Origin of the sequence: Rhizobacter sp. LjRoot28 (assembly GCF_964253025.1) — a bacterium.
Taxonomy (GTDB): domain Bacteria; phylum Pseudomonadota; class Gammaproteobacteria; order Burkholderiales; family Burkholderiaceae_C; genus Rhizobacter.
In genome coordinates this window covers 302,695-326,928 of sequence record NZ_CAXUQC020000001.1, presented here as the reverse complement: position 1 = coordinate 326,928, position 24,234 = coordinate 302,695, and the positions used below count along the sequence as shown (strand labels likewise).

Below are 24,234 nucleotides of genomic sequence, written 5' to 3'. Positions count from 1 at the left end.
GGCAGGGTTCCGTCAGGCGTTGTTGCCGGCAATCGTGGACATCACGGCCATGCGCACCGCGATGCCGAAGGTGACCTGGGGCAGGATCACGCTCTGGCCGCCGTCGGCGACGGCGGAGTCGATCTCGACGCCGCGGTTGATCGGGCCGGGGTGCATCACGATGGCATCGGGCTTGGCGAGTGCGAGCTTCTCCGGGGTGAGGCCGTAGTTCTTGAAGAACTCGCCCGCGCTCGGCAGCATGGCGCCGCTCATGCGCTCGTTCTGCAGCCGCAGCATGATGATCACGTCCGCCCCGCGGATGCCCTCGCTCATGTCGTGGCACACGCGAACGCCCATTTCCCGCAGGTCGCCGGGCACCAGGGTCTTCGGGCCGACGGCGCGGATCTCGGGCACGCCGAGCGTCGTGAGGGCGTGGATGTCGGAGCGGGCCACCCGCGAGTGCACGATGTCGCCGACGATGGCCACGGTGAGCTGGCTGAAGTCGTGCTTGTAGTGCCGGATGGTGTACATGTCGAGCAGGCCCTGCGTCGGGTGCGCATGGCGCCCGTCACCGGCGTTGACGACGTGCACGTGGGGCGCGCAGTGCTTGGCGATGAGGTACGGCGCCCCGCTCTCGCCGTGCCGCACCACGAACATGTCGGCGTGCATCGCACTCAGGTTGGCGATGGTGTCGAGCAGGCTCTCGCCCTTGGCGGCCGAGGAGCGGGCGATGTCGAGGTTGAGCACGTCCGCGCTCAGGCGCTTGGCAGCGATCTCGAAGGTGGTGCGCGTGCGGGTGCTGTTCTCGAAGAACAGGTTGAACACGCTCTTGCCGCGCAGCAGCGGCACCTTCTTGACCTCGCGGTCGTTGACGCTCAGGAAGGTGCCGGCCGTGTCCAGGATGTGGTGGATCACGTCGCGCGGCAGGCCCTCGATCGACAGCAGGTGCACCAGCTCGCCATGCTGGTTCAGTTGGGGGTTGCGTCGTTGCAACATCGTCAGTCGCTTTCCTTGATGTCGAAGCTGAACCGGCCGGCGTCGTCGCGGGCCAGGCGCAGGCGGGCGCCCGCGCCGAGCGCGATGCGGGTGGCACAGAAGGCGGCCTCGATTGGCAGCTCGCGGCCGCCGCGGTCGACCAGCACCGCGAGCGTGACGCTGGCCGGGCGGCCGAAGTCGAACAGTTCGTTGATGACGGCGCGCGTGGTGCGGCCGGTGTAGAGCACGTCGTCGATGAGCAGGATGTGCCGACCATCGACCTCGAAGGGCAGGCGCGTGGGCTCGGCGCTGCTCATGCCGCGGCGCGAGAAGTCGTCGCGGTGCAGCGCGCTGGAGATGACACCGTGCTCGCCGTCGAGGCCGAGGTCGCGCTGCAGCCGTTCGGCCAGCCAGGCGCCACCGGACCACACGCCTACGAGGGCGGTGCCAGGCTGCACCAGCGGCTTCACGCCTGCGAGGAGGTCGGTGTAGAGGGCTTCGGCATCGAGCTGGTTGACGGTCATGGGGTGTCTCTCAGGAATTGCTCGAGAATGATGGCGGCCGATGCGGCGTCCACGTCGGCCGCCCCGGCGGCATGCGCCTCGGTGGTGGTGTAGCGTTCGTCGACCTCGTGCACCGGCAACCCGAAGCGGCCGTGCAGCTGGCGTCCGAAGCGGCGGGCGCGGACGGTGTTCTCGTGCGGCGCGCCATCGGGATGCAGCGGCACGCCGATCACCAGCGCCGTCGGCCGCCACTCGGCGATCAAGCGGGCGATGGCCTCGAAGCGCGCGTCCCCAACGGCTGCGATGGTGCGCAACGGCGTGGCGCTGCGGGTCAGGGTGTTGCCGCTGGCCACGCCGACGCGCTGGGTGCCGTAGTCGAACGCGAGGAAGTCGCGCGCCGCCGAAGCGGCCGCTCCGGACGGGGTCATGCGCGGCAACCCGGGCTCATGGCCTTCATGCGTGCCCGGCTTCCTGGCTGAGCATGCGCGGGTCGATACCCAGCAGCGACAGCGCCTTGTCGTAGCGCTGCTCGACCGGGGTGTCGAAGATGATGCCGGGCTCGGCGTTGACGTTGATCCAGCCGTTGCGCCCGAGCTCTTCCTCGAGCTGGCCGGCGCTCCAGCCGCTGTAGCCCAGCGTCACCAGGATGCGCTTGGGGCCCGCCCCGTTGGACAGGGCCTCGAGCACGTCCTTGCTCGTGGTCATCTCGAGGCCGCCCGGAATGACGAGCGAGGAGTTGTAGTGCCCCCCCTCGCCGTCCTCGCCATCCAGGCGCTCGTGCAGCACGAAGCCGCGCTCCGTCTGCACCGGCCCGCCGTAGTAGACCGGCGACTCGGCCAGGTCTTCCCGGTCGAGCGTGAGCTCGACCTTCTCGAAGAGGTTCTTGAGCTTGATGTCGATCGGCTTGTTGATGACCAGGCCGAGCGCGCCCTTCTCGGTGTGCTCGCACAGGTAGACCACGGCACCGGCGAAGGTCTCGTCCGCCATCCCGGGCATCGCGATGAGGAACTGGTTGGTCAGGTTGATGGCGGGCATTCCCGGATTTTATGCCTGAGGCAAACTGCCCCCATGGAAAAGCCTCTCCCTTCGGCACTTGTCTGGTTCCGACGCGACCTGCGCGTCGAGGACAACGCCGCGCTGTACCACGCCCTGAAGGCGGCGCGGCGGGTGTGGTGCGTCTTCGTGCTCGACCGTGAGATCCTCGATCCGCTGCCGCGCGCCGACCGGCGGGTGGAGTTCATCGTCGACAGCCTGCAGGCGCTGGACGCCGACCTGCGGGCCCTCCACCCGGACGCCCGGCTGATCGTGCGCCATGCCCATGCCACCGCCGCCATCCCGAGGCTGGCCGACGAACTGCACGTTCAAGCGGTGTACGCCAACCACGACGACGAACCGGCCGCCCTGGCGCGTGACCACCAGGTGCGCGGCGCGCTGGCCGAGCGCGGCATCGCGCTGCACACCAGCAAGGACCATGTGGTGTTCGAGCGCAACGAGGTGCTGACCGCCACCGGCAAGCCCTACAGCGTGTTCACCCCGTACCGCAACGCCTGGCTGAGAAAGCTGGAGCCGTTCTACCTGAAGCCGTATCCGGTGGCCTCCTACGCGGACGCGCTCGCACCGCTGCCGGAGGATGTGCTGCCCCACATGCATTCGCTGGCCGAGGCGGGCTTCGAGCCGACGAACCTGCACGAGCTGCGCCTGGGCGCCGGAGCAGCGGGCGCCGAAGCGTTGCTGGCCGACTTCCTGCCCCGGATGGACCGCTACGGCGAAGCGCGCGACTTCCCCGCCGTGAAGGGACCGAGCTACCTGTCGATGCACCTGCGCTTCGGCACGGTGTCGGTGCGGCGGCTGGCGCGGGAGGCTTGGCACCAGGTGCAGGTCCACTCCCCGGGGGCCCGGGTGTGGCTGTCGGAGCTCGTCTGGCGCGACTTCTACCACCAGGTGCTCTTCCACCACCCGCACGTGGTGGGCGCCGCCTTCAAGCCCGCGTACGACGCCATCCGCTGGGAGCACGGCAAGCACGCCGAGGTGCTGTTCGCCGCCTGGTGCCATGGGCGCACCGGCTACCCGCTCGTCGATGCGGCGATGGCGCAGCTCAACCAGTCGGGCTACATGCACAACCGGTTGCGCATGGTGACGGCGAGCTTCCTGGTGAAGGACCTGGGCATCGATTGGCGATGGGGCGAACGCTACTTCGCCGAGCGGCTCAACGACTACGACCTGGCCGCCAACAACGGCGGCTGGCAGTGGGCGGCTTCGACGGGCTGCGACGCCCAACCCTACTTCCGCATCTTCAACCCCGTCACGCAGAGCGAGCGCTTCGACCCGGAGGGGAAGTTCATCCGCCGCTACCTGCCGGAGCTCGCCGGCCTGTCGGACAAGGCCATCCATGCCCCCTGGCTGGCGCGACCGATCGAACTGGCCGAGGGCGGCGTGCAGCTCGGCAGCACCTATCCGCAACCCATCGTGCAGCACGACGAGGCGCGACAGAAGACGCTGGCACGCTATGCGGTGGTGAAGGGGCCGGAAGACGCGGCCTGAGGGTGCCGGGGCAAGAGGCCGGGCGGCCGGCAGCTCAGAAGAGCTCGACGTCGCCCGTCTTGGAGTCGTCCACCAATTCGCCGCGCGCGACGAGTTCGGCGTGGCTTTGCACCTGGTTGCGGCCGTGGCCCTTGGCGTAGTACACCGCCCGGTCGGCGCGCTCGAAGGCCGCGCTCGGGGTGTCGCCCGGCTTCACTTCCGTGAAACCGATGCTGATGGTGATGGTGCCCACCTGCGGAAACGGGTAGGCCACCGTGTTGGCGCGCATGCGGTCGAGGGCCATGCGCGCATCGTCTTCGGAAGCACAGCGCATCAGCACGACGAACTCCTCCCCGCCGAAGCGGTAGAGGCGGTCGTGGAACCGGAAGCTGCTGCGCATCAGCCGCGACAGCAACAGCAGCACCTCGTCGCCGATCAGGTGGCCGTAGGTGTCGTTGACGCTCTTGAAATGATCGATGTCGATCACGCCGAGCCAATGCCGGTGGGACGATGCCGCATGGCGTCGACCATCCGGCGTGGCAGCCTGCGACATCGCGGCGGACATCGGCGGGGCGCTGGTGGCCTTGAGGAAGCTCTCGTCGAAGGTCTTGCGGTTGAGCAGGCCGGTGAGGGTGTCCCGCTCGCTGTAGTCGAGCAGCCCCTGGAAGTTGCGATAGATGCGCAGGATGCTGGTCACCATGCGCACGTCTTCGTCGCGCAGGGGCACCCGGCTCTCCACCTCCATCACGCCCACGACCTCGCGGTCGGTTCGCACCGGAAAGATGCTCCGGCTGAGCGCGCCGGGCATCGTGACGATGCTGGTCTCCCCCGCCATGGCTTGCATGCGGGCCGGGTACTGGTCGAGCCGGGGCAGCGTCTCGGGGTCGGCCCAGGCCGGATCGGCCGTGGCGACGGCGTCGTTCTCGCCGAGCCGGGCCCGGGTGATCCAGCGCTCGTCCCCGCCCTCCCCCACCACCCGGTAGATGGCGACGGAGATGGGGTTGAGCAGGTCATGCAGCGCGCTGACCAGCGTCACATCGACGATGTCCCGGTCGCGGAACCCGGTGAGTTCGGCGAGGTGGTCGACCAGTTGGGACATCGTGACGGCCTTGCGACGAGCGGAATCAGGCCGGAGCCGACACCGCTTGCGTATACCGGCCGATCAGGGCCAGCAGGTCTTCTTCGGAGTACGGCTTGCCGAGGTAATGATCGACGCCCAGTTCGGCGGCGTAGTCGCGGTGCTTCTGGGCGATCCGTGACGTGATCATGATGATCGGCAGGTCGGACAGGCGGGCGTCGCCACGGATGTTGCGCGCCAGGTCGAAGCCGTCCATGCGCGGCATCTCGATGTCGCTCAGCACCACGTGCGGGCGCTCCTCGGCCAGGCGCTCGAGCGCTTCGATGCCGTCCTTGGCCAGGATGACGCGGAAGCCTTCGCGGGTCAGCAGGCGCTGGGTCACGCGGCGCACGGTGAGGGAATCGTCCACCACCAGCACGACCGGTGCGGCCTGCTGGCCCGAGGTCTCGGCCTGGGTCGGCTTCAGGTCCTGCTGGTGCGGCGCCAGGCGGGCGGCCTGGGTGGCCGCGCGTGCGGCGTCGCCGTACAGCGTGGCCAGAGCCACCGGGTTGTAGATCAGCGCGACGGCGCCCGAGGCGAGCAGCGTCATGCCGGCCAGACCCGGCAGGCGCGACAACTGCGGCCCGAGGTTCTTCACCACCACTTCCTGGGTACCCAGCACTTCGTCGACGTGCAGGGCGACGCGCTGCTGGGCGCTTCGCACCACCACGACCGGACGGGTGCGGCCGGTTTCCTGGCTGAGCGGCGCCTGCTGGAGCAGTGCACCGAACCAGAAGAACAGCATGGAACGATCGGCCAGGGTGTAGCTGCCGCTGCGGTACGCCTGCTCGATCTCGTCGGCCGACAGGCGGCGCACGATTTCGATCAGCGTGGCCGGCACGGCCACCACACTGTGGCCACAACGCAGCATCACGACCTGCGTCACCGCGGTGGTCAGGGGCAGCACGAGCGTGAAGCTGGTGCCCTGTCCCGGCGCGGTAGCCGTCTCGATGCGGCCGCCCATGGCGTTCACTTCGGAGCGGACCACGTCCATGCCCACGCCCCGGCCGGCCAGCTCGGTCACCGTTTCGGCGGTCGAGAAGCCCGGCATGAAGATCAGGTTGGCGAGTTCACCATCGGTGTGCTCGCTGCCTGTGGCGATGAGCCCCGTCTTCTCGGCCTTGTCGCGGATGCGCTGCAGGTTGAGGCCGGCGCCGTCGTCGCGGAACTCCACGCCGACTTCGTTGCCTTCCTGGCGCAGCACCACGACGATGTTGCCCGCCGCATCCTTGCCAGCCGCCGTGCGGACGTCCGGGCTTTCGATGCCGTGCGTCACGCAGTTGCGCAGCAGGTGTTCGAAGGCCGGGGTCATCCGGTCGAGCACGCCGCGGTCGATTTCGATCGAGCCGCCGATGATGTCCAGGCGCACCTGCTTGCCGGTTTCCTTGGCGGCCTGGCGCACGACCCGGTAGAGGCGGTCGGACTGGCTTTCGAACTCGACCATCCGGGTGCGGAGCAGGTCGTCCTGCAGGTCGCGCGTGAGCCGGGCCTGGGCGGCGAGTTCGTCCTCGGTGGTCTCGAGCGTGCGCTGCAAGGTGCGCTGCACGGTGGCCACGTCGTTCACCGACTCGGCCATCATGCGGGTGAGTTCCTGGAAGCGCGTGAAGCGGTCGGACTCGAGCGGGTCGAACACCTCGTGTGCCGCCTTTGCGGCTTCCTGACGCGAGATCATCTGCGTCTCGGCCTGGAACTCGATGTCGCGCAGTTGCTGGCGCAGGCGCTCCAGGTTGTCCGTCAGGTCGCCCAGCGAACCGCGGATGTTGCCGACCTCGGCCTCGATCCGCGAACGCGTGATGCTGACCTCACCGGCCTGGTTCACCATGCGCTCGAGCAGCGGCCCGCGCACGCGGATGGCCGCATTGGCTGCGGCCACCGGCTGGTGAGCCGCGGCGTCGGTGTCTTCGCTGCGATCGGCGAAGCGCGACCAGTCGATCTCGCTGGACGCCGGAGCCAGCTCGGGCGCTTCGGGCACGGCGGCAGCGGCTGCCATCGGCGTCTCGGGAACCGCCGTGAGCACCGGCGGCACGACGGCCGTGGGCGCGATGACGGGCAAGGACGGCGGCAGTTCCACCGGGAGCTCGGGCGCCACCGGCGCGGCGGCGGCCATCGGCGATGCGACAGGCGTCGGCACAGCCGCGGCGGCAGCCGGTGCCGAGGCGAGCGCGTCGGCCGCGTCGGCGTAGGCCTGGGCGTCGCGGGACTTGAGGGCGTCGAAGGTGGCGGCCAGGGCATCGGCGCGCGACTGCAGCCGCTCGACGTCTGCCGTGGTGGCGTGCTCGGCGGCGAGCAGGTGCTCGATGCCGGTCTCCAGGCGGTGGGCCATTTCGCCCAGGCGCATGGCGCCGGCCAGGCGGGCGCCACCCTTGAAGGTGTGCAGCGTGCGCATGCACGATGCGGCATGCGACGTCACCTCGGGCTGACGGGCCCAATCGCGCAAGGCGGAGGCGAGCTGGGGCAGCAGTTCCTCGGCCTCTTCCTCGAAGATCGGGAACAGCTCGGCGTCCACCGCGTCGACGGCATCGATGTCGTCGTCGTCATCGGTGCGATCGGCGCGGAACGGCGTCGCGGCGGCAGCCGACGCCGCAGCGGTCGGCAGCGGAGCGAACGCCTTGAACTCGGCCTGACCGAGTTCGTTCAGCTCGGGCAGCGCGCCGAAGGCGGATTCGCGGGCCGCAGCGGACGGCACGGCCGCCTGCTCGACGGGTGCCTGGGCAGCGGGTGCTTCGGCCACGGGCTGCGCGAGCGGTGCCACTTCGGCCATCGGCTCGACGTATTGCGCAACTTCAGCGGCGGACAGGGCGCCAGGACGGGTGTCCTCGACCGGCACGTCAGCGGCCGGGGCGGGCTCGATGGAGAGCTCCGGCTCGGGCGCCACGATGGGCAGCGCATCATCCAGTTGCGGCTGGGCATCGACGGCGGCGTTGACCTCTTCCAGGCGACGGGCGGAACTGACTTCATGCGCGGCCAGGCGCTCCAGCAGTTCGGGCGGCGGCGTCTTCAGGAAACCGGCGGCGAACTGGTGCAGCAGGCGCCGGATTTCCTCGGCGGCCTCGACAAACAAGCGACCCTCTTCGGGCGTGCCGCTGCCGATGGCCTGCGAGCGCATGAGCGCATGCTCGAGCGTGCGGGCCAGCTGCGACAGGTCGGCGAAACCCACGGTGGCCGAACTGCCGGCCAGCGAATGGGCCAGGGCGATCGGCACCTCGCCTACCGGGCGGTGAAGTTCCATCGCCCACTCGGCCACTTCGGTGGTGAGCTTGCGTGAAAGTTCGTCTGCCTCGTTGAGGTAGATGTTGAAGAGCGGGATGCTGATGCGCAGCGGACCGACGATGCGGACCTGGTCGTCATCCGCCGGGGCCGCGGCCTCGACGGGAGCTTCCTGCGCGGCGGCTTCGGCCGGTGCGGCCTCGGAGAAATCGAGGTCGAGTGCAGCGTCCGGCGCGTCCGGCGCGGGAGTCGACTCGACCGCCGGCTCGTCGAAGTCGAAATCGACCTCGGTGGCTTCGACGGCAACCTGCGGGACGGCGGCTTCAGCCGGTGCGGCCGGAGCCGGCATGACGTCGGCGAACAAACTCTCGTCGAGCTCGAGCTCGATCATCTCGACCGACTCGGCGGCCGGCAGCGCCAGCTCGTCGACCGGTGCGGAGGCTTCGGTGCTCGGCGCGCTGGCGGCGGGCGCCTCGTCGAACGAACCCAGGTCGAGGTCGAACGACAGCTCGGGCAAGGCCGCAGGCGCGGGAGCCTCGAAGCCAGCGCCCGTCGGGACCGGCTCGGCATTGAGGACGACCTGCGGGCTCGGCTCGACCGGCTCGGCGACCGGCGCGACGGGTGCAGCGACGGGGAGCTCGGCTTCGGCAGCCGGCGCCTCGAAGGACAGCGACACGGGGGCCAGCGACGCGGCTTCAACCGACGGCTGGGCGATCTCGCGCACCGGTTCGCCGCGGCCGAAGGCCTCGGCGGCCTGCACGAGCGGGCCCGAGCGCCATCCGCCTGCACGCATGTCGGCGATGGCTTCGATCCAGGCGGACAGGTGATCCAGGGCCTTGTGGGAGAAGTCGAGCAGGGCCGGCGTGGCGGCGTCCTGGCGGGCGAGCCAGGTGTTGTAGAGCTGCTCGCAGGCCCAGGCCGCGTCACCGAACTCCTTGAGTCCGACCATCCGCGAGCTGCCCTTGAAGGTGTGGAAGGCGCGGCGCACGGCCGTCAGCTGTTCCACATCGCCCGGGGCGGCGGCGAGTTGCTTGAGGGAATCGTGGGCTTCGCCGACCTTCTCGCGCGCTTCCTCGAGGAAGATCTCGCGCATTTCGGGGTCGTCGGCCAGGTCGCCACCGGCCTCGACCGGGGCTGCAGCCACAGGCGCGGGTGCCGCCTTGGCGACCGGTGCCGCCACAGGTGCGGCCACGGGCGTGGGCAGGGGCAGCGGGTCGAGCGCGACGGCATCGCCGGCCGTGATGACGAAATCGTTCAGGGCTTCGGAGAGCTGCTCACGAGCCTCGGTCACCTCGGCCAGGCCGTGGGCCTGTTCGATCTTCTGCTGGGCTTCCTCGATGGTGGCGAGGAGCTTGGGCTGGTCGGCCGCCTGCGCTTCATGCTGCAGGCGCTCGAGGTCGCTCGACAGCGCGTCGAGCGGCATGCGCTCGCTGACGGCCGCTTCGGCCAGCGCCTGGGCCTGCTCGATCACGCGCGGCTCGACGACCGGCGAGACCTTCGGCACGGCAAGGTTGGTGGCATTGCGGGCGGAGGCACTGCGGCCCATCAGCGGGCTGAGCGCACCGGTGGCCGCGTCGAACACGAACAGCGACTTGGCGACCTGCGGCTGGGCGCCCAGCATGTCGATCAGGAAGCCGAGGGCGCCGAGGTTGCCGGCCAGGCGGTCGAAGGTGGCCGCATGCGCGGGCCCTTCCGCATCGGCCGGTGCGTTGATGAGGGACTCGACGTCCTCGCGCATGCGCAGCAGGGCTTGCGTGGCCTGGTCCATGCCGAGCACGGACATCACGCCGCGCATGGACGAGAGCTGGCCCGGCACGGGCATCAGCGGCTCGCGCTCGGCGGGCTTGCGGAAGAACTGGTCGATGTGCTTCTCGACCTCGGCGAGTGATGCGCGCAGCTCCTGGACGACGCTGCCCATGGTCTGGCGATCGGATACGCGACGGTACAGCTCTTCCATCCACGCTTCGAGCGGATCCGGCGTCTGGCCGCCGCGAACGTTCGCGATGCGCTGCGCCAGGCGACGCACGCGCTGCGCCTGCTCGGGATGATCGAAATCGGTGTCCTCGAGCGACGACTCGAGGTACAGCACGCTGGTGGCGACTTCCATCGCGAGCGGCGTCTGGGGTGCCGCGCCGCTCTGCTGCGTCTGCACCACGGCCTGCTGCAGTTCCTCGGCCAGCACCTCACCGCTCGGGTACAGGCGGCGCAGGGAATCGCCGACCAGGGAGAACTGTTCGGACAGCCCGCCAAGCCGGTGCATCTCGCCACCGGCGACGCCGGACCAGGCGTCCTTGGCGCTGGAGACCCGCTTCTTGGCTTGGGCGATCCAGGCCGGGTCGAAGCGGCCGAGGCGGCTCACTTCGTAGTCGACCGGCGTGAAGTCGGCGAGTTCATAGGCCTCGCGCACCGCGGCGACGCGGGGTGCGGCCGGACCTTGCGGGGAAACGGCGCTCTGGGCGCAGAAGAACAGCAGGTCCTGCGCCAGGCGCTCGGAGACTTCGGTCTCGCCGCGCTCGAAGATGCGCAGCTGCGCCAACAGGCGCGAGGCGACGCGCTTGCTGAAGACGTCGGCGTTCAGCAGACCCAGCGCCTGGCTCTGGAAGAAGCCGGCAGCGAGGCGCCACAGCGTGGCGGCGGCCAGGTCATGGGCGCCAGCGCCGAGGCCCGCGCACAGGTCACTCATGCGCGAGGCGGCAGTGGTCTGCTGGCCGCGCATGAGCAGCAGCATCTGCTGCTCCATCTCGGTACGGGCCGAGGCATCGGCCGCACGCGGCGCGACACCGGGCTCGCCCGGCACTTCACGCCAGCGCCAGTCGTAGGTCCACAGGTCAGCCGGGTGGACGCGATCGGCGCCCGCCACGGTCTGCACGTCGCGGTAGCGCGGGAACAGCGCGAGCGCGGAAATCTGCTTGCCTGCCAGCAGGCGCTGCAGGTAGTCGAGCAAGGCGAACGAGGTCTGCTCGATGACGTCGACGTCGGCCGAGGTCATCTTCTGGGGTTTGAGCACGAAGCGCTTGACGGCGGCCTCGCTCGCGCGCAGCACGCTCGCCACGGCCGGCAGGCCGACGAGTTCGAGCGCGCCCACACCCTGGTGGATCTGCTGGTGGGCCGTGCGCAACACGGCCGGGTCGACGGCATCGACGTCGGAGCCGCTCACGGCCTCGGCGTCCTTGATGAACCGCCGAAGCGCCTTGTGAGCGGACTCCAGCGAGCGGCGGAGTTCTTCCTGAACCCACGCCAGTGCGCTGAGGTCGTCGGTGGTTTCGCTGTGGTGGTCGCTCATCGGGGCCTGCGTGCAGTGGCGTTCGATTCGGTGACGGATGTCGTCGAGTCAGGACCGCGGCCCGTGGGCCGCGGCGGTGTGCCAGATCAAATCAAATCAGTCGATCTTGAACCGGGCGACCGATTGCTTCAGTTCTTCAGCGGTACGGGACAGTTCGCGCACCATCTGGGCGGTCGAACGCGTACCCTCACCGGTCTGCTCGGTCACGGCAAAGATGTGCTGGATGTTCGCAGCCACCACGTTCGCCGATTCGGCTTCGCGGAGGGCCTGCGTGGAAATCTGTCCGATCAGGTCAGCGAGCTGGCGCGACACGCGGTCGATGTCGCCGAGCGCGCTACCTGCCGCGTCAGACAGTCGGGTTCCCTCGACCACACCCTGCGTGGAACGCTCCATGGCGCCCACCGCGTCCTGGGTATCGGTCTGAATGGTCTTCACCAGGGCCGCGATCTGACGCGTTGCATCGCCGGAACGTTCAGCCAGACGCTGCACTTCTTCCGCAACCACCGAGAAGCCTCGGCCGGCTTCACCGGCGGATGCGGCCTGGATGGCGGCGTTCAGGGCCAGCACGTTCGTCTGTTCCGTAATGTCCGAGATCAGCTCGGTGATTTCACCGATCTCCTGCGAGGATTCACCCAGACGCTTGATGCGCTTGGAGGTTTCCTGAATGTGGTCGCGGATGGAGTTCATACCGCCGATGGTGTTTTGCACCGCGGTCAGACCGGATTCAGCGGCCTGCAGCGATTGACGGGCCACCTGGGCGGTCTGCTGGGCTTGGGCGGACACCTCGTTGATTCGACCGGCCATCTGGAGCACCGACTCGCCGGTTTCGCGAATCTCGCGCAGCTGCTCGTCGGAGGCGGCCAGCAGTTCGGTCGAGGTGGCTTCCACCTGCTGGGTGGTTTCGGTCACCCGACCCACCGTGCCCTGCACCTGGGACACCAGGGTGCGCAGCTCTTCCACCGTGTAGTTCACCGAGTCGGCGATGGCGCCCGTGATGTCTTCCGTCACGGTGGCTTGCTGGGTCAGGTCACCTTCAGCAACCGTCTGCAGTTCGTTCATCAATCGCAAAATGGCGGCCTGGTTGGCGTCGTTGACGCGCTTGGCTTCCTGCTCCTGGCGTTCGGCTTCGAGTCGCTGGCTTTCGGCGAGGGCGGCACGCTGGGCCTGGTCACGCACGTAGAGCTGCAGGAAACCGAAACCACCGGCGGCCAGCATCAAGGCCGACAGCAGCAGCAGCGCCAGGGCGCCGGTGTTGAAGCCGGTGGCGTCGCCAAGGCCTTCCTGGACCTTCTCGAGGCCGATACGCAGCGGCTCGCTGTCCTTGATGATGGCGGCCTGTGCTTCACGGGCCGACACCAGACCCTGCAGGTTGCCCAGAATGGAGCCGGCCTGGGTGCGGGTCTCTTCGTACAGGGCGAGCAGGGCTTCGAGGCGTTCCTTGGTCTGCGGCTCCTTGGTGCCGGGCAGGCGCAGTTCCTGGTTGCCGACCAGCAGGCCGTCGGCGATTTCCTTGAAGGAGTTCAGGTCCTTGCCCAGCAGGAACACGGCCTCGGGGCTCACGCCTTCCATCGTCAGGAATTCGTTCGCGCTCTTGCCGATCCGCTGGGTCAGCATCACCAACTGGCCGACGGCAGAGATCTCGGCGGGCGACGCGTCCTGCTGCAGCTTGAGCGAGGAAACGGTTTCGGCGATTTCCAGCAGGTCGGACGACTGGCGGTTGATGGCGCGGAGCGCCTGGCCCACCTGGGTCAGGATCTGCTGCTGGCCGAGCACGGTCTTGGCGTTCTTCTCGGCGGCGTCGACGAGCGGAATGAGCGGCGTCAGTTCGACCTGGACCGAGCCCGGGGCTGCAGCCAGTTCGCCTTCACCGGTGGCGAGGCCGCGCACGTTGCGGGCCAGAACCTCGGTACTTTCCTTCACCTCGGGGAAGGCGGAGGCGCTGCCGATCAGGGCCTGCGACACCGACTTGGCGAGACGCTGCGACTGCATCAGTGCCTGACCGCTCGCACCCACCTGGGCGGCGCCCTTGGTGGCGGAGTTGATCGAGTACACCGCGGTGGCCGTCAAGCCGACGAGACCGATCGCCACCATGGCGAACAGGATCTTCTGCTGCGTGCCGACCGGCTTCTCGCCGATGAGGGGCAGGCCGGTGCCGGAGCCGAGGCCCTCGCCAGGCGGCATGCGGGTGTCGGAGAAGTCGGCAACCTCGGAGGGCGCGGCTTCGGTGATGATCGAGGAATCCATGTGGGCCGTGGCCGCGTTGGCGCGACGGTCGGCAGCCGCCGGCGTCGTCTCGTCGTGCATGGGGGCGTCGAGCGCCATCACGCCGTCCAGGGAAAGGTCAGCCCCATCTGCCTTGCCCTTGCCTTTGATTTTGTCCAGGAAGCTCATATGTTCCTCGTTCCGTCTTAACTCGATACCACTGTCAGATGGTCTGGGTGCCCGATGGCGCCTCAGCCCGCGATTCTCAGAAATGCCGCCTCATTGGCGAGGGCCGCGAGGTTCAGCTCGCGCCACAGGCGATTGCTTTCGTCCCGGTAGTGCCCGCCGACGAACGGCGGTCGCACCTGCCCGTCGTCGGGCTGCAGCGTCAGCTGCTCGGTGCTGCGCAGGCCGGCGAGCCGGTCCACCAGCACCGCTGCATTGATGTTCAAGGTGGCGTTGAAGGCCACGAACCATGATTGGTCGCGGCCGGTCTCGGTGTGCCGCAGGCCCAGGAAGCCGGCCAGGTCGACCACGCCGTGCAGCCGTCCCCGCAGGTTGGCCACGCCCATGAACCAGCGGCTCGTGTAGGGCACGGGCACGGTCGGGCCGAACGGGAAGATTTCGCCCGATTCCTGGAGCGGAAACAAGAAGCCGTGGCCACCGCTTTCAACGGCGAGCCACGACTTGCCACGCTCTTGCGTCTGAGCCACCCGCAGCCGGTCGGCCAGGCGGGTCTGGAGCTCGCGCAATGCATCCTTATTGGCCATTCACACCTGCCTCTGGAACGAGAAGGAGACTGTCACCGGAGACCGGGTCAGTCGAAGGCCTTGATCTTGGAGATCAGTTCGTCGGCGTCGACGGGCTTGACGATGTAGTCGCGCGCGCCCTGGCGCATGCCCCAGACGCGGTCGGTTTCCTGGTTCTTGCTCGTGCACATGATCACGGGCACGTCGGCGAACCGGGTGTCGCGCGTGATGGCGCGGGTCAGCTGGAAGCCGTTCTGGCCGGGCATCACGACGTCCATGAGGATCAGGTCGGGCTTGTCCTCCTCGAGGCGGCGCATCGCGTCCTCGCCATCCTCGGCCGTGCGCACGGCGTAGCCCCGCTTCGTGAGCAGGTCGGACAGGAAGTGCAACTCCGTCTTCGAGTCGTCCACCAACAGGATCTTCTTGATCGGCATATCGTTCTCCATCGGGCGGGCGAACGAGTCGCCCGTTTTTGGGCGAACCAGTCGCCCGTTTTTCAGCGCGCCGGCCTTCCGGCAGCGCTTTCGTTTCGCATCAGGCCTTCAAGCGGTATTGCTCGACGGCCTGCAACAACTGGTCTTTCGTGAAGGGCTTGGTCAGGTAGGCCTCGGCCCCCACCATGCGCCCTCGCGCCTTGTCGAACAGCCCGTCCTTCGACGACAGCATGATCACCGGCACACCCGAGAAGGTCGGGTTGCGCTTGATGATCGCGCAGGTCTGGTACCCATCGAGCCGGGGCATCAGGATGTCGCAGAAGATCAGGTCCGGGTGAAGGTCATTGACCTTCGCCAGCGCGTCGAAGCCGTCCTCGGCCAGGAGCACCTGGTATCCGCCCTGCTTCAGAAAAATGTCGGCACTGCGTCGGATGGTGTTGCTGTCGTCGATCACCAGCACCTTGACGCCTGCTGCGGCTTCATTGGTCAACGGATATCTCCTCTGTGCCTCGGGTCCCGGCCAAGGCCGGGGGCAACGCTCGGGTGCAGGATCAGATCTGCACCATCTCGAAATCTTCCTTGCGGGCGCCGCACTCCGGGCAGGTCCAGTTCATCGGGACCGCCTCCCAGGGCGTGCCCGGAGCGATGTCATGCTCGGGATCGCCCGCGGCTTCGTCGTAGATCCAGCCGCAGATCAGGCACATCCAAGTCCGCATGGTTCTCGCGTCTTTACTCACGTTATTCTTTACGATGATCACTACAATGAGGAAAGATTGTAGCCACGCAAAATGCCGAAAATGCGATGGTTTTTAGGTACATACACCACATTCCTCACGTTTATCTAGAAGTTCCCGGCGAACCCGGTCACTCCTTCGCTCCATCAGACGGATGCCCCCCATGACCGTTGACGCTATCCCCCAAGATCACGCCGCAGACCCTTCCCAGGAAGGGGTGGGTCCGGCCTGCGTGATGACTTTCAATGCCACCGACCCCACCGGCGCCGGTGGTCTGGCAGGCGACATCGCCACGATCGCCGCCATGGGCGCCCATGCGTTGCCGGTGGTCACATCGATCGTTCTTCGCGACACCGCTGAAGTGTTCGATCACACCACGATCGAGGCCGACGTGGTGGTCGAACAGGCCCGCAGCATCCTGGAAGATGTCACGATTTCCGCCTGGAAGGTGGGTTTCCTGGGCTCGGCCGAGGGCGTGAGCGCCGTGGCCGAGGTCCTGTCCGACTATCCGGACGTGCCGCTCGTGGCCTACATGCCCAACCTGTCGTGGGTCGAGGAAGACGACCAGCAGGCCTACCTCGATGCCTACCGCGAGCTGGTGCTGCCGCAGGCCGAGGTGCTGGTGGGCAGCCACCAGACCCTGACCGACTTCCTGCTCCCCGAGTGGAACAACGAACGTCCGGCCTCGCCGCGCGAGCTGGCAGTGGCCGCGGCCGAGCACGGTACCCGTTTCGTGCTGGTGAGCAGCGTGCCCCTGCCCGACCAGTACCTCGACAACGTGCTCGCCTCGCCGCAGGGCGCCATCACCGGCGAGAAGTTCGAACGCTTCGAGGTGAGCTTCGTCGGGGCGGGCGACACGCTGTCGTCGTCACTGGCCGCCTTGCTGGCCTCCGGCGCGGAACTGCATGCCGCGGTGGGCGAGTCGCTCGCCTTCCTCGACCAGGCGCTCGACGCGGGCTTCCGGCCCGGCATGGGCAACGTGATTCCGGACCGCTTCTTCTGGGCCTTGCCTCCGGGCGAGGAGGAAGAAGGCCAGGGCGAGGCCTCGCTCGACTCCCCCACCACCGACGACGACAACCTGCCCAAGGACCCGCGGCATGTCCATTGAATCCCAAGCCAGCGGCGCCAACGAAGCCCTGTTCGAGCGCGCCCGCCGCGTCATTCCGGGCGGTGTGAATTCGCCGGTGCGCGCCTTCCGCGCCGTGGGCGGCACGCCGCGCTTCATCGCGCGCGCCGAAGGCGCCTACATGATCGACGCCGAAGGCAAACGCTACATCGACTACATCGGCTCCTGGGGACCGATGATCCTCGGCCACGGCCATCCCGCCGTCGTCGAGGCGGTGCAGAAGGCCGTGCTCGAGGGCTTCTCGTACGGCGCGCCGACCGAGCGCGAGATCGAACTCGCCGAGGAAATCCTCAAGCTCGTGCCGACGATGGACCAGGTTCGCCTGGTGAGCTCGGGCACCGAAGCCGCGATGAGCGCCTTGCGCCTGGCGCGCGGTGCCACGGGCCGCCCCAAGATCGTGAAGTTCGAGGGCTGCTACCACGGCCATGCCGACGCGCTGCTGGTGAAGGCCGGCTCCGGGCTCGCCACCTTCGGTCACCCGACCAGCGCCGGCGTGCCGCCCGAGGTGGTGCAGCACACGCTCGTGCTCGAGTACAACCACATCGGCCAGCTCGAAGAGGCCTTCGCGCGCGACGGCGAGCAGATCGCCTGCGTCGTCATCGAGCCCATCGCCGGCAACATGAACTTCGTGCGCGCCAGCGTGCCCTTCATGAAGCGCCTGCGCGAACTGTGCGACCAGCACGGCGCCCTGCTCATGTTCGACGAGGTCATGACCGGCTTCCGCGTGGCGCTCGGCAGTGCGCAGAGCCTCTATGCCCGCGCCCTGCCCGGCTTCGCGCCCGACATCAGCGTGTTCGGCAAGGTCATCGGCGGCGGCATGCCGCTGGCAGCCTTCGGCGCACGTCGCAAGATCATGGAGCAGCTCGCGCCGCTCGGTCCGGTCTACCAGGCGGGCACCCTCTCCGGCAACCCCGTGGCCACGGCCTGCGGCCTGGCGACGCTGAAGGAAATCCAGCGCCCCGGCTTCTACGAGAACCTGGGCGCGCGCACCCGCGCGCTGCTCGACGGCCTGCTGGGCGCGGCCAAGGACGCCGGCGTGCCGATGGTCGGCGACTGCGAAGGCGGCATGTTCGGCTTCTTCTTCACCCAGCCGGGCGAAGGGCTGCCGCAGAACTACGCCACCGTCATGAAGACCGACAAGGACCGCTTCAACAGCTTCTTCCACGGCCTGCTCGATCAGGGGGTGTACCTTGCCCCTGCCCTGTACGAAGCAGGCTTCGTGAGCGCCGCCCATACCGCCCGGGACATCGAGGACACCGTGGCTGCGGCCCGGAACGTGCTTCGCTGACGGGCCCGCGCCGCGCCCTGGCGCGCGGCGCCTGCTGACATTCACCCATGCACATCCACATCCTCGGCATCTGCGGCACCTTCATGGGCGGCCTGGCCGCCCTGGCGCGCGAGGCCGGCCACCGCGTGACCGGCTGCGACGCGGGCGTCTATCCCCCGATGAGCGACCAGCTGCGCGCGCTCGGCATCGACCTCATCGAAGGCTTCGACGCCGACCAGCTGGCCATCGCTCCCGACCTCTTCGTCATCGGCAACGTCGTCTCGCGCGGCAACCCGCTGATGGAGGCCATCCTCGACGCCAACGAGCCGTACACCAGCGGCCCGCAATGGCTGGCCGACAACGTGCTGCGGGGCCGCCACGTGCTGGCCGTCGCCGGCACGCACGGCAAGACCACCACCACCTCCATGTTGGCCTGGATCCTCGACCAGGCCGGCCTCGGCAACGGCTTCCTGGTCGGTGGCGTGCCGCAGAACTTCGGCGTGTCCGCCCGCCTTGGCGGCGGCAGTCCCTTCGTGATCGAAGCCGACGAGTACGACACCGCCTTCTTCGACAAGCGCAGCAAGTTCGTTCACTACCGGCCGCGCACCGCGATCCTCAACAACCTCGAGTACGACCACGCCGACATCTTCCCCGACCTGGCCGCCATCGAGACGCAGTTCCACCACCTGGTGCGCACCGTGCCCGCGGCCGGCCGGCTGGTCGTCAACGCGCGCGAGGAATCGCTGCAGCGGGTGATCGAGCGCGGCTGCTGGAGCGAGGTCGTGCGCTTCGGCGCCCGCAAGGAAACCCCCGGGGCGCTGCGCGCCCGCGGCGAGCCGCATGCCTTCGACGTGCTGCGCGGCAGCCTGAAGGTGGCGCGGGTGGAATGGTCGCTGCTCGGCGAGCACAACCAACTCAACGCGCTGGCCGCCATTGCCGCCGCGGAACATGTGGGCGTCGACCCCGAGCACGCCGCCCGAGCGCTCGCCAGTTTCGAGAACGTGCGGCGCCGCATGGAGCTGAGCGGCGAGGCTGGCGGCATCAAGGTCTACGACGATTTCGCCCACCACCCGAGCGCCATCCGCACCACCGTCAACGGGCTGCGCCGCAAGGTGGGCCCCGACCAGCGCATCCTTGCCGTCTTCGAGCCCCGCTCCAACACCATGAAGCTCGGCACCATGAAGGCGCAGCTGCCCTGGGCCCTAGAAGAAGCCGACCTCTCCTTCTGCCACCAGGGCAACCTCGGCTGGGACGCCCGCGAGGCACTCGCACCCATGGGCGACAAGGCGATCGTCGGCGACTCCATCGACGCGCTCGTCCAGGCGGTGCGGCAAGCCGCCCGCCCCGGCGACCACGTGCTGTGCATGAGCAATGGCGGCTTCGGCGGCATCCACGCCAAGCTGCTGCAGGCGTTCGGCGGCTGAGTGCGGCCGTCGTCAATGGCGATGGCGATGGCGATGGAGGCCATGACCTTCGCTTGAGGGTTCGGGCAAGTCGCGCCCGCTCACATCCATTGTTCGCGGCAACGCCCTACGGACAACAGCCCGACGCGTCGGGCGAAGCGGTACGTGCGGACATGGACAGGTCCTCGAGGATGGTGCGTCGACCGCGGGGCCGCCCACACACGCGGCGTCGCATCCACAGACGAACGCCGCAAGGCTTGTTTCCAGGGCCTTCAGTTCGTCGAGTTTGCGGCGCACGTCCTCCAGGCGAGATGCCGCGAGGGCGCGTGCCTCCGCGCAGGGTCGCTCGGGGTCGTCGACGAGGGCGACGAGCTCGCGAACCTGCTCCAACGGAAACCCGAAGTCGCGGCAGCGCCGGATGAAGGCCAGGCGCCGGACCGTCGCCTCGCCATAGTGTCGCTGGCCCGACTCGGTGCGGGACGCCGGTGGCAGCAGCCCGATCTCCTCGTAGTAGCGCACCGTGGGCACGGTGACGCCGGTCCGCCGTGCCACCAGTCCGATGGAGAGTTTCGCGTTCATGGGCCGATGGTATCGGGCTGGGCCGGGCCGCCCGCCGTTCCCATCTCAGCCGACGCAGTCAACGGAGATCCACCTGGCAGCTGCCCTGGCACCCGGTCGAGGAAGCGGCGCGATGTCGGGCTCTGCGCCGCCACCAGGCGCCGCCCACGATCGCCGCCGACGCCACGGCGAGAACCGCAGCGAGCGCCACCACCTCATCCCTGCACGCCCACAGCGCGGCCCCCACCGCCGTGAAGACGGACGCGCCCAAGGTGAGCACCGCGGCCCCGCCGAGCAAGGGCACCGCACAGCAGGCGGCACATGCCGCGGTGAGGGCCAACACAGGCTTCCAAGGTTTCATCGGGTCGTCTCCCTGCGCGGGCACGACGCCCACACCGACACGGTAAGACCTCAAGTGGCTTGAGGGTCAAGCCCGAGTTGCCGGCCGGTGCCGAATCGCCGCTCCCGCTCAGCCTCCCTTTGCCGTGCAAGGGACTGCGGGGCGCGGTGCAGCCGTCGGAAGCAGAAGGCCGATCGATGGAAAGCGGTTCCTGCGCCGGCAAGGCAGGCGCCGCGGCACTTGAACGAACGGGCAGGACCGCCCACGCGCCTGCACGCGTGGGCGCCCGCTGAAGCGCGACCGCTCAGCTGCGGACCATCGAGGCGCGCAGGGCTTCGGTCAGCGTGGCCAAGCTGTCGCTCAGGTGAGCGCGTGTCTCGACGGAGAGGCCGCCCGCGCTCGAGGCGCGCCGCAGCCGGGCCTGCAGCTCGGTGGCATGGAAGCGCACCAGGCTCAGCGCATCGGGCGGCAGGGTGCTGCTGCCGCGGACGAGCAGGGACTGCACCCGCTTCAGGTGTTCGCGCTGCAGGTTGCGGCGCAGGGTGTCGACCTCGCGTGCAGCGCGCAGTTCGCTCCACACCGCGTCCTGCAGGCTGCCGTAGACCTCGGCCAGCGAGATGATGCCGCGCCGCCGATCGGCTTGCACATAGAACGGCAGTTCGAGGAGGCGGGAGGCGGTGCCCGCGCTCATGAGCCGATCAAGCGCCACGGTCTGCACCGAAAGCACCGCGGCCGGGATGCTCACCGGGCCGCCGCGCTCCCACTCGTTGTAGTCGGGCGAGAGGCTGGCGAGGAACCGGGGGTCGAAACGGAAGCTGTCGGCACTGAACAGGCCTTGCGTCAGGAAGCGCAAGGCCTCGCGCTGCTTGTCCGGATCGACCGGGGTGTAGGCCGCCCGGCTGCCTTCGCCCGGCAGGTCGCGCTGGGTGTGCATGCCGCCGACGTACTTGCCCACCAGCGTGGCGCTGGCCTGCAGCTGGCGGAAGCCGTTGAGCAGCACCCGACGGGCGCGCACGGGATCGTCGCCCGGCTGCGGGGTTCGCGCCTGCACCCGATCCCACAGTTCGCGGGACAGGGCCAGGCGGCGTTTGTAGTAGGCGAGCGGGTCGTCGCCCAGGTCGAAGCGGTTGACGAGCGGGTCCAGGCCGTCGGTCGTGGCGTCGGCGTCGTCCGCATAGGCCAGCAACGGGTCGGTGCTGCGGGCGGCGATGCGCCCGAGTTCCTCGACTTCCTGCGCGGGATCGATCGGCTTGTAGGCGTATTCGATGGCCCAGTAGTCGTAGGGTCCGAGCGCGGCATTGCTGAGCGTGCTGGGGCGCTCGCCGGCCAACGGCAGGTTGTACGGGTTGTAGTCCATCACCGAACCGGACAGGCCACGCTCGGCGGTGAACTCGCGGTCGCGCAGCTGCTCGCGGCTGATCACGGTGGAGGCCTTGAAGTTGTGCTTGAGGCCGAGCGTGTGGCCGACCTCGTGCATGATCGTGTCCTTGATGACGGCGCGCACCAGCGCGTCGGCCTCCGGGCTGTCGGGGGCCAGTTCGCCGCGGGCCTCCAGCAGGTCGAGGGCGAAGTCCATCTCGTGCCGCGCCTCGAAGGCGTAGTTGCAGGCGGCTTCGGCCGCGCCGCCCGGATGCGTGGCGTGCTCGTGGCGGTGGACGGCAGCACCCAGGTCCTCGACCAGCAGGCGTCGCGCGCTGCGGCCGAACACGTCGCTCATGGCGATGTCGGCATCGATGATCTCGCCGGTGCGCGGATCCGACTGGTGCGGCCCGACCGCCATGCCGGCATCGCGCCCGACGAACCAGCGGATGGACGCGTGGCGCGCGTCCAGCGTGTCCCATTCATCTCCATCGGCCTGCTGGCGCACGACCACGGCATTGCGGAACCCGATGCGCTCGAAGGCCTTGTTCCACTCCAGCACACCGGCCTCCACCGCCGGGCGGTACTTGAGGGGAATGTTCTTGTCCAGCCAGAAGACGATCGGTGCCTTGGGCTCGGAGAGCGGCGCCTGCGGATCGGCCTTCTCCAGCCGCCAGCGGGAGATGTGATGGACGCGCGGGTTGTAGGTCAGGTCGTCGCTCAGGTCGGTCACCGGGTCGGAGAAGTGGCCGATGCGGGGATCCGCGCGACGCGGCGCCATGGGCTGCTCGGGCAGGCGGGTGAAGCTGTAGACGAAGCCCACGAACAGGCTGCGCGCGTCGGGCAGCGTGGCGGGGCGCGGCGTGGCCACCGGCGGTGGCACGAGCGGTGCCGCCGGCAGCCGCGCCATGCCGAAGTGCACGCGCGCGTTCACCGAGGTGATGCCATCGGTGACGTGGGTGCGTTCGAAGTAGGAGTTGCCGCGGTCAAGCCCGAAGGGCATGCGGTAGGCGCTCTCGATGCGCGTGCCGTAGCCCGGGATGTCGGTCAGCAGGAAGCCCGCGTCGATCAGCACCGACCGACGCTCGGGATGCTGCGCACTGGCGATCGTGGCCGAGGCCAGCAGGCTGTTGGAGAAGCCCTGCTGCACCGTGAGGTTCATCTGCGGGTTGGTGGCGATGAATTCGGTGTTGTGGGCGACGAGCTGGATCTGATTGCCGCCGACGCGGCGCAGGCTGGCAAGCCACGACGGGCCCATCTGGCCGGCATACAGGCCGCGCTCGCCCACGGAGTGCGAGACGTTGGCCGAGAAGAGGAAGGGCTTGTCGAGCTGGTCGAGGGGCACTTCGAGCCAGAGCTTCTCGTCCTTGCGCCACAAGGGCAGGAAACCGGGCTGGCGCGTCGCGCCCTTGATGACTTCGTCGAACGGGCGCGGCGCGCCCGGCTCGGGACGGGCCGTGGCCTGCGCACCGGCTGCGGGCGCGGAAGCAGCCTGCGGCGCCGCCGGTGCCCCTGGCGCGGCACCGCCGTTGCCGAAGCGGGGGGCCACGGCCTGCCCCTTCGCGGCTGTGCCGTTGCCGGTGGCAGCGGGCGGTGTCGGGCCGGCCTGCCCCACGGTGGCACAACCGGTCAGCAGCGACAGGGCGACCACAAGGGGGGATACGGCGACTCGCGCACCCCGGGGGGCGGCGGGCGGGCGGAGCGGGAGCGGGGGGCGCGTGTGCAGGGGCTTCACGGAGTCCTGGTTCCTCGGGTGGCGAGCGGCAGACGAGTGTAGAGGCGGTGCGGGGCCCGAAGTTCAACCCACGGCCGGCAGGATGGCAGGCGCGCCCCTAAACTCCGTGGCATCCCGCACGGCTCGCCCCATGACCACCCACCTGCTCTACCTGCACGGCTTCCGGTCCTCGCCGCATTCCTTCAAGGCGCGGAAGATGGGGGCCTGGGTGAAGCAGCATGCGCCGGGGGTGACCTGGTGGTGCCCGCAGCTGCCGCCCTCGCCCCGCGAGGCGATCGACCTGCTGCAAGCGGGCATGCAGCACTGGCCGCTGGAAACCACCCGGATCGTCGGCAGTTCGCTCGGGGGCTTCTATGCCACCGTGCTGGCCGAGCGCACCGGTTGCCAGGCCGTGCTGCTGAACCCGGCCGTCCACCCGGCGCGCGACCTGGCACGCCACATCGGCCAGATGCGGCAGTGGCACAGCGACGAGGTCTTTTTCTTCCGGCCCGAGTTCGTGACGGAGTTGCAAACGATGGCACCGGGCGAACTGCGGGACCCGTCCCGCTATTTCGCCGTCATCGCGACCGGTGACGAGGTGCTCGACTGGCGCGAGATGAGCGAGCGCTACCGGGGCGCGCACCTGCGCATCGTCGAAGGCAGCGACCACGGCCTGACGGACTTCGACGTGCACTTGCCCCACGTGCTCCACTTCCTGGATCTTGCGCCGCGGCCCTAGGCGTGTGGGCGGCCCGCCGGTTCAG

The 24,234-nt window shown here is 69.0% G+C and carries 19 protein-coding genes; 5 read left to right on the top strand and 14 right to left on the bottom strand.

The genetic code is table 11. From position 1 onward, the window contains the following. Window positions 1-12 precede the first annotated feature (12 nt). Genes ACSQ2F_RS01525 through ACSQ2F_RS01510 form a run of 4 tightly spaced genes read right to left on the bottom strand, consistent with a single transcriptional unit; the run spans window position 13 to window position 2,492 of the window. Window positions 13-975, bottom strand: a complete 963-nt coding sequence (locus tag ACSQ2F_RS01525) for an aspartate carbamoyltransferase catalytic subunit (RefSeq protein WP_436019070.1) — start codon at window positions 973-975, stop codon at window positions 13-15. Window positions 976-977: 2 nt separating this feature from the next. Beyond that, window positions 978-1,478, bottom strand: coding sequence for a bifunctional pyr operon transcriptional regulator/uracil phosphoribosyltransferase PyrR (pyrR, locus tag ACSQ2F_RS01520; RefSeq protein ID WP_436019068.1), 501 nt, complete (start codon window positions 1,476-1,478; stop codon window positions 978-980). Continuing rightward, complete coding sequence (gene ruvX / locus ACSQ2F_RS01515) at window positions 1,475-1,885, bottom strand: Holliday junction resolvase RuvX (RefSeq protein WP_436019066.1); 411 nt, start codon at window positions 1,883-1,885, stop codon at window positions 1,475-1,477. The genes pyrR and ruvX overlap by 4 nt, the downstream gene beginning before the upstream one ends. Window positions 1,886-1,910: 25 nt before the next feature. Further along, the gene (locus ACSQ2F_RS01510) at window positions 1,911-2,492 is read right to left on the bottom strand and encodes a YqgE/AlgH family protein (protein ID WP_436019064.1); all 582 of its coding nucleotides are present in this window, start codon (window positions 2,490-2,492) and stop codon (window positions 1,911-1,913) included. Between the two features lie 33 nt (window positions 2,493-2,525). Between ACSQ2F_RS01510 and ACSQ2F_RS01505 the strand changes: the two genes are divergently transcribed. Beyond that, window positions 2,526-3,998 (top strand): cryptochrome/photolyase family protein, encoded by a 1,473-nt coding sequence (locus ACSQ2F_RS01505; RefSeq protein WP_436019062.1) that lies wholly within the window; start codon window positions 2,526-2,528, stop codon window positions 3,996-3,998. Window positions 3,999-4,032: 34 nt separating this feature from the next. Here the strand turns inward: ACSQ2F_RS01505 and ACSQ2F_RS01500 are convergent, their stop codons facing one another. From ACSQ2F_RS01500 to ACSQ2F_RS01470, 7 genes are all read right to left on the bottom strand, one after another. Then, entirely contained in the window at window positions 4,033-5,076 is a 1,044-nt protein-coding gene (locus tag ACSQ2F_RS01500) for a GGDEF domain-containing protein (RefSeq protein ID WP_436019060.1), read from the bottom strand. A 25-nt stretch (window positions 5,077-5,101) separates the two neighbouring features. Then, on the bottom strand, window positions 5,102-11,584 hold the full coding sequence (locus ACSQ2F_RS01495; RefSeq protein ID WP_436019058.1) for an Hpt domain-containing protein: 6,483 nt from the start codon (window positions 11,582-11,584) through the stop codon (window positions 5,102-5,104). Window positions 11,585-11,680: 96 nt separating this feature from the next. Continuing rightward, window positions 11,681-13,975, bottom strand: coding sequence for a methyl-accepting chemotaxis protein (locus ACSQ2F_RS01490; protein WP_436019056.1), 2,295 nt, complete (start codon window positions 13,973-13,975; stop codon window positions 11,681-11,683). Window positions 13,976-14,037: 62 nt separating this feature from the next. Next, window positions 14,038-14,556 (bottom strand): chemotaxis protein CheW, encoded by a 519-nt coding sequence (locus ACSQ2F_RS01485; RefSeq protein WP_436019054.1) that lies wholly within the window; start codon window positions 14,554-14,556, stop codon window positions 14,038-14,040. 47 nt (window positions 14,557-14,603) lie between these two features. Beyond that, the gene (locus ACSQ2F_RS01480) at window positions 14,604-14,969 is read right to left on the bottom strand and encodes a response regulator (RefSeq protein ID WP_436019052.1); all 366 of its coding nucleotides are present in this window, start codon (window positions 14,967-14,969) and stop codon (window positions 14,604-14,606) included. 100 nt (window positions 14,970-15,069) lie between these two features. Further along, complete coding sequence (locus ACSQ2F_RS01475) at window positions 15,070-15,459, bottom strand: response regulator (protein ID WP_436019050.1); 390 nt, start codon at window positions 15,457-15,459, stop codon at window positions 15,070-15,072. 61 nt (window positions 15,460-15,520) lie between these two features. Continuing rightward, entirely contained in the window at window positions 15,521-15,685 is a 165-nt protein-coding gene (locus tag ACSQ2F_RS01470) for a rubredoxin (RefSeq protein ID WP_436019048.1), read from the bottom strand. A gap of 181 nt (window positions 15,686-15,866) precedes the next feature. On the opposite strand from ACSQ2F_RS01470, the gene thiD reads away from it, so the two are divergent. From thiD to mpl, 3 genes are read left to right on the top strand one after another with little or no spacing between them, the layout of a single operon-like run. After that, window positions 15,867-16,811, top strand: coding sequence for a bifunctional hydroxymethylpyrimidine kinase/phosphomethylpyrimidine kinase (gene thiD, locus ACSQ2F_RS01465; protein WP_436019046.1), 945 nt, complete (start codon window positions 15,867-15,869; stop codon window positions 16,809-16,811). Continuing rightward, entirely contained in the window at window positions 16,801-18,117 is a 1,317-nt protein-coding gene (gene hemL / locus ACSQ2F_RS01460) for a glutamate-1-semialdehyde 2,1-aminomutase (RefSeq protein ID WP_436019044.1), read from the top strand. The genes thiD and hemL overlap by 11 nt, the downstream gene beginning before the upstream one ends. A 47-nt stretch (window positions 18,118-18,164) precedes the next feature. After that, window positions 18,165-19,520 (top strand): UDP-N-acetylmuramate:L-alanyl-gamma-D-glutamyl-meso-diaminopimelate ligase, encoded by a 1,356-nt coding sequence (gene mpl / locus ACSQ2F_RS01455; protein WP_436019042.1) that lies wholly within the window; start codon window positions 18,165-18,167, stop codon window positions 19,518-19,520. Window positions 19,521-19,532: 12 nt separating this feature from the next. Here the strand turns inward: mpl and ACSQ2F_RS01450 are convergent, their stop codons facing one another. From ACSQ2F_RS01450 to ACSQ2F_RS01440, 3 genes are all read right to left on the bottom strand, one after another. Then, window positions 19,533-20,078 (bottom strand): MerR family transcriptional regulator, encoded by a 546-nt coding sequence (locus tag ACSQ2F_RS01450; RefSeq protein WP_436019040.1) that lies wholly within the window; start codon window positions 20,076-20,078, stop codon window positions 19,533-19,535. 58 nt (window positions 20,079-20,136) lie between these two features. Next, entirely contained in the window at window positions 20,137-20,418 is a 282-nt protein-coding gene (locus ACSQ2F_RS01445) for a hypothetical protein (RefSeq protein WP_436019038.1), read from the bottom strand. A gap of 283 nt (window positions 20,419-20,701) precedes the next feature. Further along, the gene (locus tag ACSQ2F_RS01440; protein ID WP_436019036.1) at window positions 20,702-23,305 is read right to left on the bottom strand and encodes a zinc-dependent metalloprotease; all 2,604 of its coding nucleotides are present in this window, start codon (window positions 23,303-23,305) and stop codon (window positions 20,702-20,704) included. A gap of 316 nt (window positions 23,306-23,621) precedes the next feature. On the opposite strand from ACSQ2F_RS01440, the gene ACSQ2F_RS01435 reads away from it, so the two are divergent. Continuing rightward, entirely contained in the window at window positions 23,622-24,209 is a 588-nt protein-coding gene (locus tag ACSQ2F_RS01435) for a YqiA/YcfP family alpha/beta fold hydrolase (protein ID WP_436019034.1), read from the top strand. The last annotated feature ends 25 nt before the right edge of the window (window positions 24,210-24,234 follow it).

What these genes read in the sequence shown, in the direction of transcription:
- ACSQ2F_RS01525 (WP_436019070.1), bottom strand. Translation starts at nt 975, where the DNA reads ATGTTGCAACGACGCAACCCCCAACTGAACCAGCATGGCGAGCTGGTG.
- pyrR (WP_436019068.1), bottom strand. Translation starts at nt 1,478, where the DNA reads ATGACCGTCAACCAGCTCGATGCCGAAGCCCTCTACACCGACCTCCTC.
- ruvX (WP_436019066.1), bottom strand. Translation starts at nt 1,885, where the DNA reads ATGACCCCGTCCGGAGCGGCCGCTTCGGCGGCGCGCGACTTCCTCGCG.
- ACSQ2F_RS01510 (WP_436019064.1), bottom strand. Translation starts at nt 2,492, where the DNA reads ATGCCCGCCATCAACCTGACCAACCAGTTCCTCATCGCGATGCCCGGG.
- ACSQ2F_RS01505 (WP_436019062.1), top strand. Translation starts at nt 2,526, where the DNA reads ATGGAAAAGCCTCTCCCTTCGGCACTTGTCTGGTTCCGACGCGACCTG.
- ACSQ2F_RS01500 (WP_436019060.1), bottom strand. Translation starts at nt 5,076, where the DNA reads ATGTCCCAACTGGTCGACCACCTCGCCGAACTCACCGGGTTCCGCGAC.
- ACSQ2F_RS01495 (WP_436019058.1), bottom strand. Translation starts at nt 11,584, where the DNA reads ATGAGCGACCACCACAGCGAAACCACCGACGACCTCAGCGCACTGGCG.
- ACSQ2F_RS01490 (WP_436019056.1), bottom strand. Translation starts at nt 13,975, where the DNA reads ATGAGCTTCCTGGACAAAATCAAAGGCAAGGGCAAGGCAGATGGGGCT.
- ACSQ2F_RS01485 (WP_436019054.1), bottom strand. Translation starts at nt 14,556, where the DNA reads ATGGCCAATAAGGATGCATTGCGCGAGCTCCAGACCCGCCTGGCCGAC.
- ACSQ2F_RS01480 (WP_436019052.1), bottom strand. Translation starts at nt 14,969, where the DNA reads ATGCCGATCAAGAAGATCCTGTTGGTGGACGACTCGAAGACGGAGTTG.
- ACSQ2F_RS01470 (WP_436019048.1), bottom strand. Translation starts at nt 15,685, where the DNA reads ATGCGGACTTGGATGTGCCTGATCTGCGGCTGGATCTACGACGAAGCC.
- thiD (WP_436019046.1), top strand. Translation starts at nt 15,867, where the DNA reads ATGACCGTTGACGCTATCCCCCAAGATCACGCCGCAGACCCTTCCCAG.
- hemL (WP_436019044.1), top strand. Translation starts at nt 16,801, where the DNA reads ATGTCCATTGAATCCCAAGCCAGCGGCGCCAACGAAGCCCTGTTCGAG.
- mpl (WP_436019042.1), top strand. Translation starts at nt 18,165, where the DNA reads ATGCACATCCACATCCTCGGCATCTGCGGCACCTTCATGGGCGGCCTG.
- ACSQ2F_RS01450 (WP_436019040.1), bottom strand. Translation starts at nt 20,078, where the DNA reads ATGAACGCGAAACTCTCCATCGGACTGGTGGCACGGCGGACCGGCGTC.
- ACSQ2F_RS01445 (WP_436019038.1), bottom strand. Translation starts at nt 20,418, where the DNA reads ATGAAACCTTGGAAGCCTGTGTTGGCCCTCACCGCGGCATGTGCCGCC.
- ACSQ2F_RS01435 (WP_436019034.1), top strand. Translation starts at nt 23,622, where the DNA reads ATGACCACCCACCTGCTCTACCTGCACGGCTTCCGGTCCTCGCCGCAT.